The following is a 13,872-nucleotide window of genomic DNA, read 5'->3' on the forward strand; positions in this document are numbered from 1 at the left end:
GACATATGTACCATAAGATAAATTTAACATATGTCTAATGTAATCTATTCATAATTCATTATTATGCCTCCTAAATTCGTCTTTGGTAAGTATTAAATAAATGAGTAGTCATCGATTAGGGTCATCTTTAACCACGCTAAAATTGTGTATATTAAAAAAAGGAATGGCAGCCATAGTATTACTCTTTAGCGTAATATCGACTCATTACACTTACGGGCAATCAATAACATTAACCGATGTTTTAGCTGCAACCGTTGAGAAAGAAAATAAAAAAAATCGTCAGCATTTAGCTTCAAAGCAAACATTGTCTTGGCTTGTTTCTTCGCCCACTATTGGCATTAGTCACTTAAAAACTGACTTAGAGCGGGGTAATGATGAAAGTGAAGTTAGCCTAAATTTCATGATGAAGTCCTCCGGTCAAAAAGCGCTTGATATACAGCTCAACAACGCGAGTTTAGAGAGTCAAAAATTATTTATCAACCATAAAAAACTACTGCTCTCTGGTTTGATCAGAGAGCAGGTATGGGAATTAAAGTTAGCAGAATTTGAAGTCAATAATTTATCAAAAAAATTAGGTTTTCTTGATCGTTTAGAAAATCAATATCAGCAATTATTCACATCATCTGTCAGTACTAAATATTCTTTACTGCTAATACGAAAAGAAAAAATAACAAGTGAGATAAAAAAATTAGAATACCGTCAGCGTGCTAAACAAGTCCTAAATCAATATCAGCAATTAACTGGTTTGCGTATTTTACCGATTAACATTAACGAGAATAATGACTTTTTAAAAAACGAGTCTTTAACAATCGACAAACTTATTTTAGCCCATCCACAAATCAAACAACTTGAACAACAATGGCTTGAACATAAATTGCGTATGAAATTAGCCACAAATACTAATGCCCCTTGGCAACTTTCACTCAGTGCAAAGCAACTGAGTAATCCTGTTTTTGACGAAACCCAGCTAGGTGTTAGCGCTGAAATCCCTTTAACATTTATCAATATAAAAAATCAGGCATTAAATAGTGAATGGTTAACTGCAAGAAATAATTATGACTCAACCAAACAAACTCTTTTTTTCTCATTAAAGAATCAGTTTCAAGCATTACAGAGTCAGCAACAAACATTGAGCCAAAAACAAGCTCTGCTTGAAGAGGGTCAGTCAATATCACAGGCCATTATAAAGGAAACTCAACTGCTCATTGATGCCGACCAAATTGACCAAGAACAAGCAATAAGAAGAATGTTAACTGCTTTTTCAAGCCAATATCAGCTTACTTTAAACCAACTTTTACTCTTTAAAAATACAGCCATGCTAAGACAGGCAGCAGGAATTTCCTTATGATTTTTTTACTAAAAAATTCAATCGAACGATCAGCCATAACAGACATTACTTGGGGGAAAATAGTAAAAAAAATTATCCCAAGCATCCTATTGTTGAACAGTCTGGTGATGTTACCCGCAAAGGCTAATTATCCGTTAGATAACTCGACTAACACTGAGTTGTCGCTAAAGCAGCTTGGAGCTTATCAGTTAACGTTTGAAGAAGTTATTGAAGTTGCTCATGTATCAGGTCAAAACCTCTTGGCCAAAAGCCAAGAAAGACCTGGAGAAAATTTTTCTACCTACCTACCTTTCTCTATTCAGCAAAGTCAGTTTCTTATTGCTAACGGCTCAAAAATACTAAAAGGCCAAGCGGTTGCTCATTTAGAGGGGTATGACGTTCATCACTTTTTAGAAGAATACCAAGCGGCAGAAACCTTATTTAAGAACGCCAAGCAGCAGTATCAAACAGGTTTAAACTTGTATCAACAAAAAGCATTATCACAATCTCGCTGGACAGAAATTAGTGATCAGTATTTTAAAGCGAAGTTGCATTTTGGTCATTTAGGTCACCTAAACGAATTTCTGATGGTGAATGACCAAAACATTAAAGATTCACATGAAGAAAAAAGAGTCAGTATTGTTTCATCTATCTCAGGCACAGTCCGTTACAAAGCAACAAAAGAGAGTAAAAATGAAGGTGACTTACTTTTTGATGTCATTCCTGACAATGCTTTGCGCTTAGTCATTTCTGTACCGATGAGAAATGTTCAACAACTAGCAAAAGTAAAAGTACTCGATAATGATTGTATTTTAGCTATAGACCCAAGCACCACTGAAAATAATATTATTAGCAATTTCAATACTATTGTTTGGTCTGAACCGATTAATAGTACTTGCGATATATCATTAGGTGAAAGTATGGTTGTCACCCCCATTTACCTCAAAGCAGCGTTTAGTATCAATAAGAAGGCTGTTTTTGAGATAGATGATCAGAGCCATATTGCCGTAAAAAAAGGTAACCAACTTGAGCTTATCGCAGTTGAGTTACAAGGAACCAACCAAAACAACTACCTTTTTACCAGTCAGCAAAGTTTAGTTGACCGTTCAGTATTAGTGTCATCCGTTAGTGCACTGCAAGGGATATTACTTGAACTAGGGACGGGAGCTGAGTAAATGTTAACTTCTCTTATTAAGTTTTCTTTAACACAACGATTATTCGTTAGTATTATTACCCTTATCACGATTATTGTCGGTATTAATGCCTGGTTTAGCATTCCAATAGATGCCTTCCCCGACATATCTCCTACACAAGTAAAAATTGTTTTAAAAGCCCCTGGAATGACATCAGTTGAAATTGAATCGCAGGTCACTCGAGTTATTGAAACCGAGTTACTGGGTATTCCTCAACAAGCCATGCTGCGCTCAACAACAAAATATTCTATTACCGATATAACCATAGATTTTCAAGAAGGCACCGATATTTACTGGGCGAGGCAACAAGTTAATGAACGGCTAATGAACATTTGGTCTTCACTCCCTGAAAGTATCAGTGGCGGAATGGCGCCAATGAGCACCCCTTTAAGTGAAATGTTTATGTTTTCAGTTGAAAATCCTAATTTGTCGTTAACCGAACGTCGGGAATTACTGGATTGGCAAATAAGACCATTATTACGTACCGTCCCTGGTGTCGCTGATGTGAATACATTAGGTGGTTTTGTTAAGACTTATGAGATTTCTGCTGATGTGCTAAAAATGCAGCAGTTAAACACTTCATTCAATGATATAGCGTCAGTACTGGCGTTAAACAATATTAATCGCGGCCTAGGTCGACTTATTAAAGGTAACGACACCTTGATTTTACGAACTCAGGGCAGAATAGAAGATATTGCAGCGTTATCAAACTTAGTTATTAAGTCAGCTCAAGGGGGGGATCAAATAGTACGTTTAAGCGATATTGCAGAAATTAACATTGGTCACTTAACACGTTATGGCGCTGTTACTAAAGATGGCAAAGAAACAACTCAAGGCCTCATTATTGCCTTAAAAAATAGTAATACCGCAGAAGTTGTTAGCCAAGTAAAATCAAAATTAGCCGAGATAATTCCTTCATTACCTAAAGGCACTAAAGTAAATGTCTTTTATGATCGTTCAACATTAATAAATACCGCTATCGGCACAATCACGAGTGCGCTTACTCAGGCAGTTATATTAGTGATTATTATCTTAGCTTTGTTTTTTGGAGACTTACGTTCGTCAATCGTTGTTTCATTATCATTACCCCTTGCAGCATTAATGACTTTTATATTAATGAAGCAATTTGATCTTTCCGCTAACTTGATGAGCTTAGGCGGTTTGGTTATTGCCATTGGTATGCTCGTTGATGCTTCAGTTGTGATTGTTGAAAACATTGTTAATCAATTATCAAGAAACCAATCCTTACCGCGCCTTCATGTAATATTTAGAGCATGTAAAGAAGTGGCAACCCCTGTTTCTGTTGGCACCATTATCGTGTTAATCGTGTTCTCACCATTGCTGACGCTTACTGGTTTAGAAGGCAAACTCTTCACCCCCGTCGCTTTAACTATTGTTTTCGCGATGATCAGCGCTTTATTATTATCACTGACAGTGATACCTATATTAGCCTCGCTTTCATTAAAAAATGAGGCAGTAAAAGATCCTAAACTGGTTATCACCTTACAAAGTTTTTATCAAAAATCCTTAAAGCAAACGTTAGCTGCACCAAAGAAACTCATGTTCACCCTTATCTCTATTCTATTGATTAGTCTAGTTTTATTTGGCAGTTTAGGAAAGAGTTTTATGCCCTTACTTGATGAAGGTGACATTATTGTTCAATTAGAAAAGTCGCCAAGTATTTCTTTATTGTCTTCGGTAGCGATTGATAATCAAATTGAACAAGATTTACTTAATAAAATCCCCGAGATAAAACAAATTGTTGCAAGAACCGGTTCTGATGAACTTGGTCTTGACCCCATGGGACTAAATGAGACAGATGTTTTTATGGAGTTAGCCCCTTCGTCTGAGTGGCGTTTCGACACCAAAGCCGAATTAATTGAAGACATTCGAAAAGTACTCGCTAACTTCCCTGGCATCAATATTGGTTTTACCCAACCCATACAAATGCGGGTCTCTGAAATGTTAACGGGGAGTACGGGTGATGTATCTATTAAAGTCTTTGGTAATGATATGAACATTCTCGCTGAACTAGCAAATAATATAACAGCCGTTGTTAATACAACCCTAGGAAGCTCTGATGTAAAGGCTGCAATTATTGAAGGAGGGAAATACGTAAACATAAAGCTAATACCTGAAATAGCCGCTCAATCAGGTATGAGCACACAAGCATTATCTTCATTCCTTCAAAGCCAATTAGAAGAATTAACCATTTCCAAGATACTTAACGGTAATAAGTCAACGGCAATTGTCTTTGGCAAGAACAACCCTAGCATTGCGTCATTAGCTGAATTAAAAGCAAGTTTAATTTTAATGCCCAACAATCAATTATTACCGCTAGAGACTATTGCCAGAGTGTCATTTAAAAAGGGTCCTTTACTCATAGAAAGGGAGAAAGGTAATCGTTTTGTTTCTATAAGTACGAATGTTGTTGAACGTGATGTTGTCGGTTTCGTTGATGAACTTAGCCAAAAAATAACCGAAAAAGTAAACTTACCTAGCGGTTATACCCTCGCCTTTGGCGGAGAATATGAAAGCCAGCAACGTGCAACACACAACTTACTTATTGTTGTACCTGTTTCGTTAATTTTAATTTTCATCATTCTTTTCACTACTTTTAATTCATTAGCAAAATCAGGATTGATACTCGCGAATATTCCTTTTGCCGTTATGGGAGGTATTATCGCTTTATTTATCAGTGGTGAATATTTATCAGTACCTGCTTCGGTTGGTTTTATTGCCTTATTAGGCGTAGCTGTCGCGAATGGTGTGGTGATGCTAAGTTATTTTGAGCAAACAAAAATGCTCGTAAGAAACATAGAGCAGCGTGTAGTAATTGGTGCCAATAGACGCTTACGCCCAATATTAATGACAGCGACTACCGGACTCGTTGGCTTACTTCCTTTAGCTTTTGCAACAGGTCCTGGGGCAGAGATTCAAAAACCTCTCGCGATTGTTGTCATCGGAGGCTTAATCACCTCAACCATCACCACACTTTATTTATTACCGCTATTTTATTGTTTTATGGAAAGAAATATAACCAAGAAACAACAGGAGAAAAATTGATGTCCTCCATTTCCCCAAATAAAGATGAAGAACTTCTCTTTATTTTAGTTGCGCCAAATCCTTTGAAAGATAATATTGTTGATTTACTGATGACAATGTCGAGCCTAACAGGTTTTAATTTAAAGGTAATTAACGGCTACAGTAAAGAGCACAGTTACTTTAATATTACTGAACAAGTTGCTGGTTATAGAAAGTTTATTCAATTTGAAGTTTTACTAAAAAGTAACTTACAAGAAGAGTTACTTGAGCATTTAAAGCCAGTTTGTCAGCCTGCTAAACTAAAATATTGGTTTCTGCCAATAATAAGTAGTGGTCACTTTTAAGTTTAAAAGGCACTTTGGGTATTCAGCGTAATAAAAAGGATGGCAAGCCATCCTTTTTTAATTTTTAAACTACTGCGCTAAAAACCAAGCCATATACTTTAGCTATTGACTTAAGTGCTCTGCATGAAACCGCAAATGATCTTCAATAAATGATGAGATAAAGTAGTAACTATGATCATAGCCTTCGTGCACAGCAAGTGTTAATGGGTAGCCATTCACTTTGGCTGCTTCTGCTAATGCTTCCGGCGTTAATTGCGTTTTCAAAAAATCATCAGCGCCACCTTGGTCAACTTTAGCGGGAATAAACTGCGTTGCTATACGCATCAACTCACTTGCATCATGCTTGCGCCAAGTCCCGGTGTCCTTCCCTAAATAAGTGGTAAAAGCTTTTTTGCCCCAAGGCGTTTTTGTTGGGTTGCAAACAGGGCTAAATGCTGACATTGAGCTGTAACGTTCAGGGTTTAACAGGCCAATGGTTAACGCGCCATGTCCGCCCATTGAATGTCCGCTAATCGCGCGTTTATTGGATACCGGAAAAGCGTCTTCAATAATGGCGGGCAATTCATTAACAACGTAATCGTACATATGATAGTGACGATTCCAAGGTGCTTGTGTGGCATTAACATAAAAACCTGCACCTTGGCCCAAATCATAACCTTCATCATCGGTAACACCTTCACCACGAGGACTAGTATCAGGAGCAACAATAGCCATGCCTAATTCAGCAGCCATGCGCAATGCCCCCGCTTTTTGCATAAAATTTTCATCGGTACAGGTTAGTCCCGAAAGCCAATACAACACAGGAACTTTCTCCCCGCTTGATACTTGCGGTGGCAAGTAAATAGCAAAACGCATTGTGCAATTTAGCGTTTTAGATGGGTGACTATATTGCTTATGCCAGCCGCCAAAGCTTTTATTAACACTGATGTTTTCTATCGTCATGATAAAACCTCAAAAAAATGCCACTTTTGTATTTATGCGGCTACGCTAAAAGTGGCAAATAAGCGCACTTAACGGCGCTGATGGTGACTGAAAAAATTAGTCATATTATTTATCAAACGTTACTTATCAAAATGAATAACACTGCGAATACTTTCGCCTTTATGCATTAGCTCAAACGCTTCATTAATATCGTCAAGCCCCATAGTATGAGTAATAAAATCACTCAAATTAAACTCACCCGCTAAATAACGTTCTACGTAATCAGGTAACTCAGTACGACCTTTAACACCACCGAACGCAGAGCCTCTCCATACACGCCCAGTCACTAGTTGAAATGGGCGGGTTGATATTTCTTGTCCGGCACCCGCAACACCAATAATCACTGATTCACCCCAGCCTTTATGACAACACTCTAAGGCAGAGCGCATTAGGTTTACATTACCAATACATTCAAATGAGTAATCAACGCCGCCGTCTGTCATTTCAACAATTACGTCTTGAATAGGTTTGTCGTAGTCTTTTGGGTTAATAAAATCGGTAGCACCTAATTTTTTGGCAAGCTCGAATTTACTTTCGTTAATATCAATCGCAATAATACGACTGGCTTTCGCCATAGTTGCACCAATAACCGCTGATAAACCAATACCGCCAAGGCCAAAGATAGCCACTGTTGCGCCCTCTTCTACTTTCGCAGTATTCATGACCGCGCCCATGCCCGTGGTCACCCCACAACCTAATAGACAAACTTCTTCTAATGGCGCTTCTTTATTGACTTTTGCTAATGAAATTTCAGGTAATACGGTGTATTCGGAGAATGTTGAACAGCCCATATAATGGAAGATTGGCTGACCGTCTTTATAAAAACGGGTTGTGCCATCAGGCATTAAGCCTTTGCCTTGTGTCTCACGAATTTTTTGACAAAGATTCGTTTTACCCGAGAGACAGAATTTACATTCGCCACATTCTGGTGTGTATAAAGGAATAACATGGTCGCCTACTTGAACACTGGTAACACCTTCACCAATTTGCTCAACAATACCACCACCTTCGTGACCTAAAACAACAGGGAAAATACCTTCTGGATCATCCCCAGATAAAGTAAATGCGTCAGTGTGGCATACGCCAGAGGCAATTACTTTTACTAACACCTCACCTTTACGAGGCAGCATAACATCGATTTCTTCGATGGATAATGGTTGCTTAGGGCCCCAAGCAATAGCGGCTTTTGATTTAATAAATTTATCAGTCATGTTGATTCTCACTTTTCAATTGATAGCGTTTCTAAAAGTTTATATTGCAGACGAACTTGCTATATTTGAGTCTAGTCTACGGTGTTTAATGAAAGATGATAATACGTTAAAAACGTAATTCACTTTTACCAGTTGGTAACAATAAAGTTAGTATTGATAAAGTACCATCATCATGAATACATTACTTTAATGGCTGTGGCCTTGTGAAAGATTAATGATGCCGATACCTATAGCGACTAATCCCATACCAAGCCAAGTGGTTAACTCCAGATGTTGACGATACACAACCGTAGATAATAACGTCACGGTTATAATGGCTAACCCTGCCCACAACGCATGCACAATACCCACTGGCATACCTTTCATTGCTTGGCCTAAAAACATGAATGCGGCTAAATGCCCGAGTAAAACTAAAGCACTTGGCACAGGTCGAGTAAAACCATCAGTTTCTTTTAATGCAACATGAGACATTGCTTCAGCAACGACACCTAAAAAAAGGAATAACCAACTCATTTTTACTTCCTATAATGTTATGCAGGCAGTTATTGCCTGAGTAATGCTGCACTTTTTCTGAGTAAGTTACTCATCAAATAACTCAATCACAGCAAGCTTGTCTTGATGGTTGCTATTATATTTACTTCTAAAGAAATGATAATATGCTAATTTAGTAAATAACTTGTACACAGGGGTAACAATCATGCAGTGGGATGGGATCAGCGAATTTGTTTACGTGGCGGAAAATGAGAGCTTTACGCTCGCTTCAAAAAAAATGGCGATATCTACTGCACAAGTGAGTCGCCAGATAAGTGCGTTAGAAAAACGCCTTAATATCAAATTATTTTATCGAACCACACGAAAAGTCTCATTAACTGATGAAGGCCGTGTTTTTTATCAGCACTGTCGCAGCGTTCTCGATGGTTTAGATGCCGCTGAGCGTGCCATCACAAATTTACAATCTAAACCTCAAGGTAAAATTAAACTAACTGCTCCCGTCACCTATGGGGAAAAACAAATATTGCCGCTAGTAAATAACTTTATAAAAAAATATGACGATGTTGAAGTGTTAGCTTATTTAAGCAATCGTCAAATTGACATTGTTGATGAAGGGTATGACTTAGCTATTCGTCTGGGTAAATTAAGTGATTCGACAATGATGGCAAAAAAATTAGGTAAGCGAGCAAACTATGTTTGTGCCTCGCCAAGCTATCTAGAAAAACAGGGTATACCACACTCTATATCAGAGCTTAATAAGCACAGTTGTTTATTGGGAACAAATGATCACTGGCATTTTAGAGAGTCAGGCAGAGAAAAAAGTATCCGAGTAACGGGGAGGTTACGATACAACAATGGTTATAGCTTAACCGATGCAGCACTCAAAGGCTTAGGGATAGTGCAGTTACCTGATTACTATGTTCAACAGCATATTCAACGTGGCGAACTGGTTACCTTGTTAGATAGTTATCGTGCGCCTGACGAAGGTATATGGGCGGTTTATCCTCAAAACCGCCATTTATCACCCAAAATAAGGTTACTCGTTGACTATTTAGCTGAGCAGTTGCTTTGATTTCAAGGGTTATTTAAAGCGGTTACAGAGTTAGTCGTTAGCTCAACGTTAAGCAACTCTCGATTGTATAGCAGGTTTACCCGCACGAGCACCGGTAAACCGCCCTCATATTCGGTCTCTTTTTATTAAAAAAACTATTACACATAGGTAAAGGTTTTTTACATTTTTAACTATTATCATCCATTAATAAAGAGTCTATTATCCTCACATCGAAACAAGACGCAGCAATTGGCTGCAAATCGATAAACAAATAATTAATGATTAATAAATGGAGAGATTCAATGAGCATATTTACTCATGTAACTGTAGGTACTAAAGACTTGAACAAAGCTCGCGCCTTCTACGACAATATTTTAAGCATAATTGGCCTTAAACGCATTGCCGATTTAGATGAAAACGGTTCAATCTGGGGCGTAGACGCACCATCATTCTTTGTACTTAAACCGGCTAACGGTCAAGCAGCCAGTGTTGGAAATGGGGGGATGGTTAGCTTTGAAGCGCCAAACCGCGCTACAATCGATGCTTTTCATGCTGCAGCCTTAGCGGCGGGTTGTCCTGATGAAGGGGCTCCTGGCACTCGTGATTGGGCTCCTCATGCTTACGCTGCTTACACACGTGATTTAGACGGAAACAAACTTGCTGTGTACTGCTTTAAAGAAGCATAACAGCGCAGTAAGCTGACTATTATAATTATATTAACCACCAACTGTTTTTTTAACACAGTTGGTGTTTTATTTATTTTTTAAAAATATTATTTAACATACCTGCAAGTCGAATACCTGCTTTAGCGATTTGTTCATTTAACACTGTTGGTGTTTTATTTATTTTTTAAAAATATTATTTAACATACCTGCAAGTAGAATACCTGCTTTAGCCATTTGTTCATTTAACACTGTTGGTGTTTTATTTATTTTTTAAAAATATTATTTAACATACCTGCAAGTCGAATACCTGCTTTAGCGATTCGTTCATTTAACAGTGGCGTGTTTTTATAAACATATTCATAACCTAATTCTTTATCTTCAGGAAAATCATAAACCCTTTCTCTTTTAGATTTAGACTCTTTCGCCCAGTCAAGATAAACAGCCTTTTGCCATAAGGTAACCGTTTCTGGCGTTTGGTTATTTAAAAAATGAGCATACTCAGTATAAGACAATTGCTGCCTCTCAATAATTGAGGAATCCCAAACAGCATGAAGTTTTGTGGGTTTTCCAAACCATTTTACCGTTATTGTATTGCCACCAAGATCATCTCTTCGTCCAACATGTAGCGGTTGGTGGATATCGCCAACAAAATGTATATAAAAAGCCAATGCTTGCCACTTTTCTTTTTTTGAGAGGTTTGGATCTCGAAGTTTTTTTTCAAAATCAGATAACGCTTTTAATATATCACCTGCCTTATTCCTCACAAGTCCATTAAATAGTTCGTCATCATCAACAGAGATATAATGCCAAGGTTTAGCATAGTCCCAGTTTTTATCTGAACGAATGCTATCAGGCCAATTGGCTAGTTTTGCTAACGGATCACCGTTAGTAATTTGCATAAGGGCTTGTTTAGCAGAAGGGTCGAGATTATCTTCTGCTATTTTAGCCACTATTCGGTGTCCATTGGGACCCAAGGCTAGAGCGGTTTTAATCGGCAAATGGGCGAGTGTAATTATCATAACCGCCAGCAAGCTTTTATTTATCATTTATATAATCCATGTTTTAGCGTTGTATTGTGAGTCTTTAAATCTTATTTTTATCTTATTAAAGCATATGCTTTAGCATGAGTCATAAACTGACAACACATGCTAAAGCGAAACGACTCGCTATTACTTCAACGCATTAACCGTAACATTCGGTGAGCGTTTTACCACTTCATCATTTAATTCAATACCTAAACCAGGTACTTCAGTGACTTGAAAGAAACCATTTATCGGTTGTGGGTCTTGCAAACACAATTCACGATTCCAATGCTTGGTCGCATAAGTATGGTGCTCGTGGATTAAAAAGTTAGGGATAGCTGTTTCTAAATGCAAAGATGCTGCTGTTGCTACCGGACCACCACAAACGTGCGCTTGAATTCGAATATCATAAACATCAGCATAGTCACACACTTTTTTAGATTCGGTAAAACCACCACATAAGCCAACATCAGGCTGAAGTACATCAATACTTTGATCTTCAAAGTACTGGCGCACATCCCAGCGGTGATATAAACGCTCGCCACCAGCAATCGGGACATTAACTCGCTCAGCCACTTTTTTATGTACTTTAGCGTTCAAGTAATTAACAGGCTCTTCATACATCATACAGCCAACTTCTTCGACAATTTCGCCCATTTGAATCGCAGAAGCAGCGCCCATTAATGAATGCGATTCAAAAATAATATCAACATCTTCGCCGACCGCATCGCGAATAGCGCGTAATCTGTCGCCGAATAATCGCATTTGTGGTTTGGTGAATAATTTAGTGCGATCAAACGATGAGGTGCCATCAGCGTTATAAACAATAGGGTCTACTTTTACTGCGTCATAACCTTCTGCTACCGCTTTTAATGCCGCTTCAGCATATTCTTGAGGTAAAAATAACTTCTTAACTTCAACATCCCAATCAAACTGTAATTGGCTAGCATAAGTGCGTAACTTATCATTAACTTTACCGCCTAATAATTGATAAACAGGCACCCCCAATGCTTTACCTTTTATATCCCAAAGTGCGGTATCAATTGCGCTCATTGCCGAATATAAAACGGGACCACCACCAAGCCCCCAAAAGCTTTCACGCAACATTCGAGACCATAATAATTCTGTTCTAAACGGGTCAAAACCAATCAATACCGCTTCGGTAATTTCTTTTATCATCGCCGCTGCAGCGCTATGTCCCCAATCGTAAGCAAGCCCTGCTTCACCGACACCAGAAATACCTTCGTCAGTATGAACACGAATAAAAACAGGGTTCCAACCAGCGCGATCTGGACATTCAATATCAAAAATTTCTACGTGAGTTACTTTCATTTTATCTTCTCTAAATAGGTTGAGGTTTGTCGCAGAGAACTTACTTCAATAGCGGCGTACGAGATGCAAATACGGCTGTATTATCGTTAGGTCGCAAAGCTAGGGTCAGCACGATACACTTTTCTGACCATGGCAGGCCAAGACTTTTGCCCACCGGTACTGCCCGTATGAACAATATTAGCTTGTGCTTTAATACCGTCGACAATGCTTTGGTCTACTAAAATGGGTGCCATTGCGGTTGCCATCACTTGCAATTGTACTTGGCATGCACGCGTTAAGTCGTACATGTGCATAAACGCATCACCGATTGTTTCTCCTAACGTTAAGCCACCATGATTTCTCAGCAACATAAAATTTGCCGTGCCTAAGTTATTTTGTAAGCGTAATTTTTCATCAGCGTTGACCGCTAAACCTTCATAATCATGATAGCTAAGAGAGGCAAGTGCAAACATAGCATATTGGCTTAACGGTAATAACCCTTCTTCTAAGCTAGCGACTGCGATAGTTTCATTAGTGTGTAAATGTAAAACACATTGGGCTTCGTGACGTGCTTCATGCACTGCACTATGAATAGTAAAACCTGCAGGGTTAATTTCAAAAGGGCAATCAGGGTCAATAATATTGCCCGCTAAGTCTATTTTCACTAAATTTGATGCAGTTATTTCGTCAAAGGCTAAACCGAAAGCATTAATGAGTAAGTGCTCAGACTCAGGAATACGCGCTGAAATATGCGTGTAAATCAAATCATCCCAGCCATACATGGCGACAAGGCGATAACAAGCCGCTAAATCAATACGTGTTTGCCATTCTAGTGCTGACACTTTATTTTTTAAGTTAATCTGTGGAATAGTTAACATTAAAGTCCTTTAAACAATTGTTATTTTGATATTTTAAATCATCGATAATACGAATCAAACCACTAGTTTAAGAAATCACCCTTAAAGTGTAGATAAAAATAAGCTAAGGTAAGTCGTCATTCACATTAGCTTAAATAAACATCTTAATTAAGCTACCAATGAGTAAAATAAACACTAAAATTGGGATAATCTTTGAATACTTAGCTTGTTCCTCATCCCCCATAGGTTTACCAAAACGTTCACCTAATATAACCATTAATGCGATACCAGCAAATACCGCTAATAAAATCATTATTAATGTCATTATTTCTCCAATTATGAGTATCTAAATCAATTGCACATTGCATTAGCT

The 13,872-nt window shown here is 38.1% G+C and carries 13 protein-coding genes; 6 read left to right on the forward strand and 7 right to left on the reverse strand.

The features are described 5' to 3' along the window. Nucleotides 1–100: 100 nt before the first annotated feature. Genes H4J39_RS17835 through H4J39_RS17850 form a run of 4 tightly spaced genes read left to right on the forward strand, consistent with a single transcriptional unit; the run spans nucleotide 101 to nucleotide 5,909 of the window. Entirely contained in the window at nucleotides 101–1,348 is a 1,248-nt protein-coding gene (locus tag H4J39_RS17835) for a hypothetical protein (RefSeq protein ID WP_182229688.1), read from the forward strand. Continuing rightward, entirely contained in the window at nucleotides 1,345–2,502 is a 1,158-nt protein-coding gene (locus H4J39_RS17840; protein WP_182229689.1) for a hypothetical protein, read from the forward strand. The genes H4J39_RS17835 and H4J39_RS17840 overlap by 4 nt, the downstream gene beginning before the upstream one ends. Beyond that, the gene (locus tag H4J39_RS17845) at nucleotides 2,503–5,586 is read left to right on the forward strand and encodes an efflux RND transporter permease subunit (RefSeq protein WP_182229690.1); all 3,084 of its coding nucleotides are present in this window, start codon (nucleotides 2,503–2,505) and stop codon (nucleotides 5,584–5,586) included. Then, nucleotides 5,586–5,909, forward strand: coding sequence for a DUF3240 family protein (locus tag H4J39_RS17850; protein ID WP_182229691.1), 324 nt, complete (start codon nucleotides 5,586–5,588; stop codon nucleotides 5,907–5,909). The genes H4J39_RS17845 and H4J39_RS17850 overlap by 1 nt, the downstream gene beginning before the upstream one ends. 102 nt (nucleotides 5,910–6,011) lie before the next feature. On the opposite strand, the gene fghA is transcribed toward H4J39_RS17850, so the two are convergent. The 3 genes from fghA to H4J39_RS17865 form a co-directional block, all read right to left on the reverse strand. Continuing rightward, nucleotides 6,012–6,851: an S-formylglutathione hydrolase gene (gene fghA, locus H4J39_RS17855; protein ID WP_182229692.1), complete on the reverse strand. Its 840-nt coding sequence runs from the start codon at nucleotides 6,849–6,851 to the stop codon at nucleotides 6,012–6,014. Nucleotides 6,852–6,970: 119 nt separating this feature from the next. After that, nucleotides 6,971–8,101, reverse strand: coding sequence for an S-(hydroxymethyl)glutathione dehydrogenase/class III alcohol dehydrogenase (locus H4J39_RS17860; protein WP_220460001.1), 1,131 nt, complete (start codon nucleotides 8,099–8,101; stop codon nucleotides 6,971–6,973). A gap of 186 nt (nucleotides 8,102–8,287) precedes the next feature. Next, complete coding sequence (locus tag H4J39_RS17865) at nucleotides 8,288–8,614, reverse strand: multidrug efflux SMR transporter (protein WP_182178217.1); 327 nt, start codon at nucleotides 8,612–8,614, stop codon at nucleotides 8,288–8,290. A gap of 184 nt (nucleotides 8,615–8,798) precedes the next feature. Between H4J39_RS17865 and H4J39_RS17870 the strand changes: the two genes are divergently transcribed. Together H4J39_RS17870 and H4J39_RS17875 are read left to right on the forward strand one after the other, a co-directional pair. After that, nucleotides 8,799–9,665 carry a LysR family transcriptional regulator gene (locus H4J39_RS17870; RefSeq protein WP_182229693.1) on the forward strand — a complete coding sequence of 289 codons (867 nt, stop codon included), beginning with the start codon at nucleotides 8,799–8,801 and terminating at the stop codon, nucleotides 9,663–9,665. Between the two features lie 281 nt (nucleotides 9,666–9,946). Beyond that, nucleotides 9,947–10,330 carry a VOC family protein gene (locus tag H4J39_RS17875; protein WP_182229694.1) on the forward strand — a complete coding sequence of 128 codons (384 nt, stop codon included), beginning with the start codon at nucleotides 9,947–9,949 and terminating at the stop codon, nucleotides 10,328–10,330. A gap of 242 nt (nucleotides 10,331–10,572) precedes the next feature. Here H4J39_RS17875 and H4J39_RS17880 read toward each other — a convergent pair whose 3' ends face one another. The 4 genes from H4J39_RS17880 to H4J39_RS17895 all read right to left on the reverse strand — a co-directional run bounded on the left by H4J39_RS17880 (nucleotide 10,573) and on the right by H4J39_RS17895 (nucleotide 13,824). Next, nucleotides 10,573–11,355 carry a S1/P1 nuclease gene (locus H4J39_RS17880; protein WP_182229695.1) on the reverse strand — a complete coding sequence of 261 codons (783 nt, stop codon included), beginning with the start codon at nucleotides 11,353–11,355 and terminating at the stop codon, nucleotides 10,573–10,575. Nucleotides 11,356–11,478: 123 nt separating this feature from the next. Continuing rightward, nucleotides 11,479–12,663, reverse strand: a complete 1,185-nt coding sequence (locus H4J39_RS17885; protein WP_182178223.1) for a mandelate racemase/muconate lactonizing enzyme family protein — start codon at nucleotides 12,661–12,663, stop codon at nucleotides 11,479–11,481. A gap of 86 nt (nucleotides 12,664–12,749) precedes the next feature. After that, nucleotides 12,750–13,520, reverse strand: a complete 771-nt coding sequence (locus tag H4J39_RS17890) for a class II aldolase/adducin family protein (protein WP_182229696.1) — start codon at nucleotides 13,518–13,520, stop codon at nucleotides 12,750–12,752. A gap of 130 nt (nucleotides 13,521–13,650) precedes the next feature. Continuing rightward, nucleotides 13,651–13,824: a hypothetical protein gene (locus H4J39_RS17895; RefSeq protein ID WP_182229697.1), complete on the reverse strand. Its 174-nt coding sequence runs from the start codon at nucleotides 13,822–13,824 to the stop codon at nucleotides 13,651–13,653. Nucleotides 13,825–13,872 lie beyond the last annotated feature (48 nt).

It is taken from the genome of Colwellia sp. Bg11-12 (genome assembly GCF_014076955.1).
Taxonomy (GTDB): Bacteria; Pseudomonadota; Gammaproteobacteria; order Enterobacterales; family Alteromonadaceae; genus Colwellia_A.

Coding starts and splice junctions, on each gene's coding strand:
- H4J39_RS17835 (WP_182229688.1), top strand. CDS start 101: ATGAGTAGTCATCGATTAGGGTCATCTTTAACCACGCTAAAATTGTGT.
- H4J39_RS17840 (WP_182229689.1), top strand. CDS start 1,345: ATGATTTTTTTACTAAAAAATTCAATCGAACGATCAGCCATAACAGAC.
- H4J39_RS17845 (WP_182229690.1), top strand. CDS start 2,503: ATGTTAACTTCTCTTATTAAGTTTTCTTTAACACAACGATTATTCGTT.
- H4J39_RS17850 (WP_182229691.1), top strand. CDS start 5,586: ATGTCCTCCATTTCCCCAAATAAAGATGAAGAACTTCTCTTTATTTTA.
- fghA (WP_182229692.1), bottom strand. CDS start 6,851: ATGACGATAGAAAACATCAGTGTTAATAAAAGCTTTGGCGGCTGGCAT.
- H4J39_RS17860 (WP_220460001.1), bottom strand. CDS start 8,101: ATGACTGATAAATTTATTAAATCAAAAGCCGCTATTGCTTGGGGCCCT.
- H4J39_RS17865 (WP_182178217.1), bottom strand. CDS start 8,614: ATGAGTTGGTTATTCCTTTTTTTAGGTGTCGTTGCTGAAGCAATGTCT.
- H4J39_RS17870 (WP_182229693.1), top strand. CDS start 8,799: ATGCAGTGGGATGGGATCAGCGAATTTGTTTACGTGGCGGAAAATGAG.
- H4J39_RS17875 (WP_182229694.1), top strand. CDS start 9,947: ATGAGCATATTTACTCATGTAACTGTAGGTACTAAAGACTTGAACAAA.
- H4J39_RS17880 (WP_182229695.1), bottom strand. CDS start 11,355: ATGATAAATAAAAGCTTGCTGGCGGTTATGATAATTACACTCGCCCAT.
- H4J39_RS17885 (WP_182178223.1), bottom strand. CDS start 12,663: ATGAAAGTAACTCACGTAGAAATTTTTGATATTGAATGTCCAGATCGC.
- H4J39_RS17890 (WP_182229696.1), bottom strand. CDS start 13,520: ATGTTAACTATTCCACAGATTAACTTAAAAAATAAAGTGTCAGCACTA.
- H4J39_RS17895 (WP_182229697.1), bottom strand. CDS start 13,824: ATGACATTAATAATGATTTTATTAGCGGTATTTGCTGGTATCGCATTA.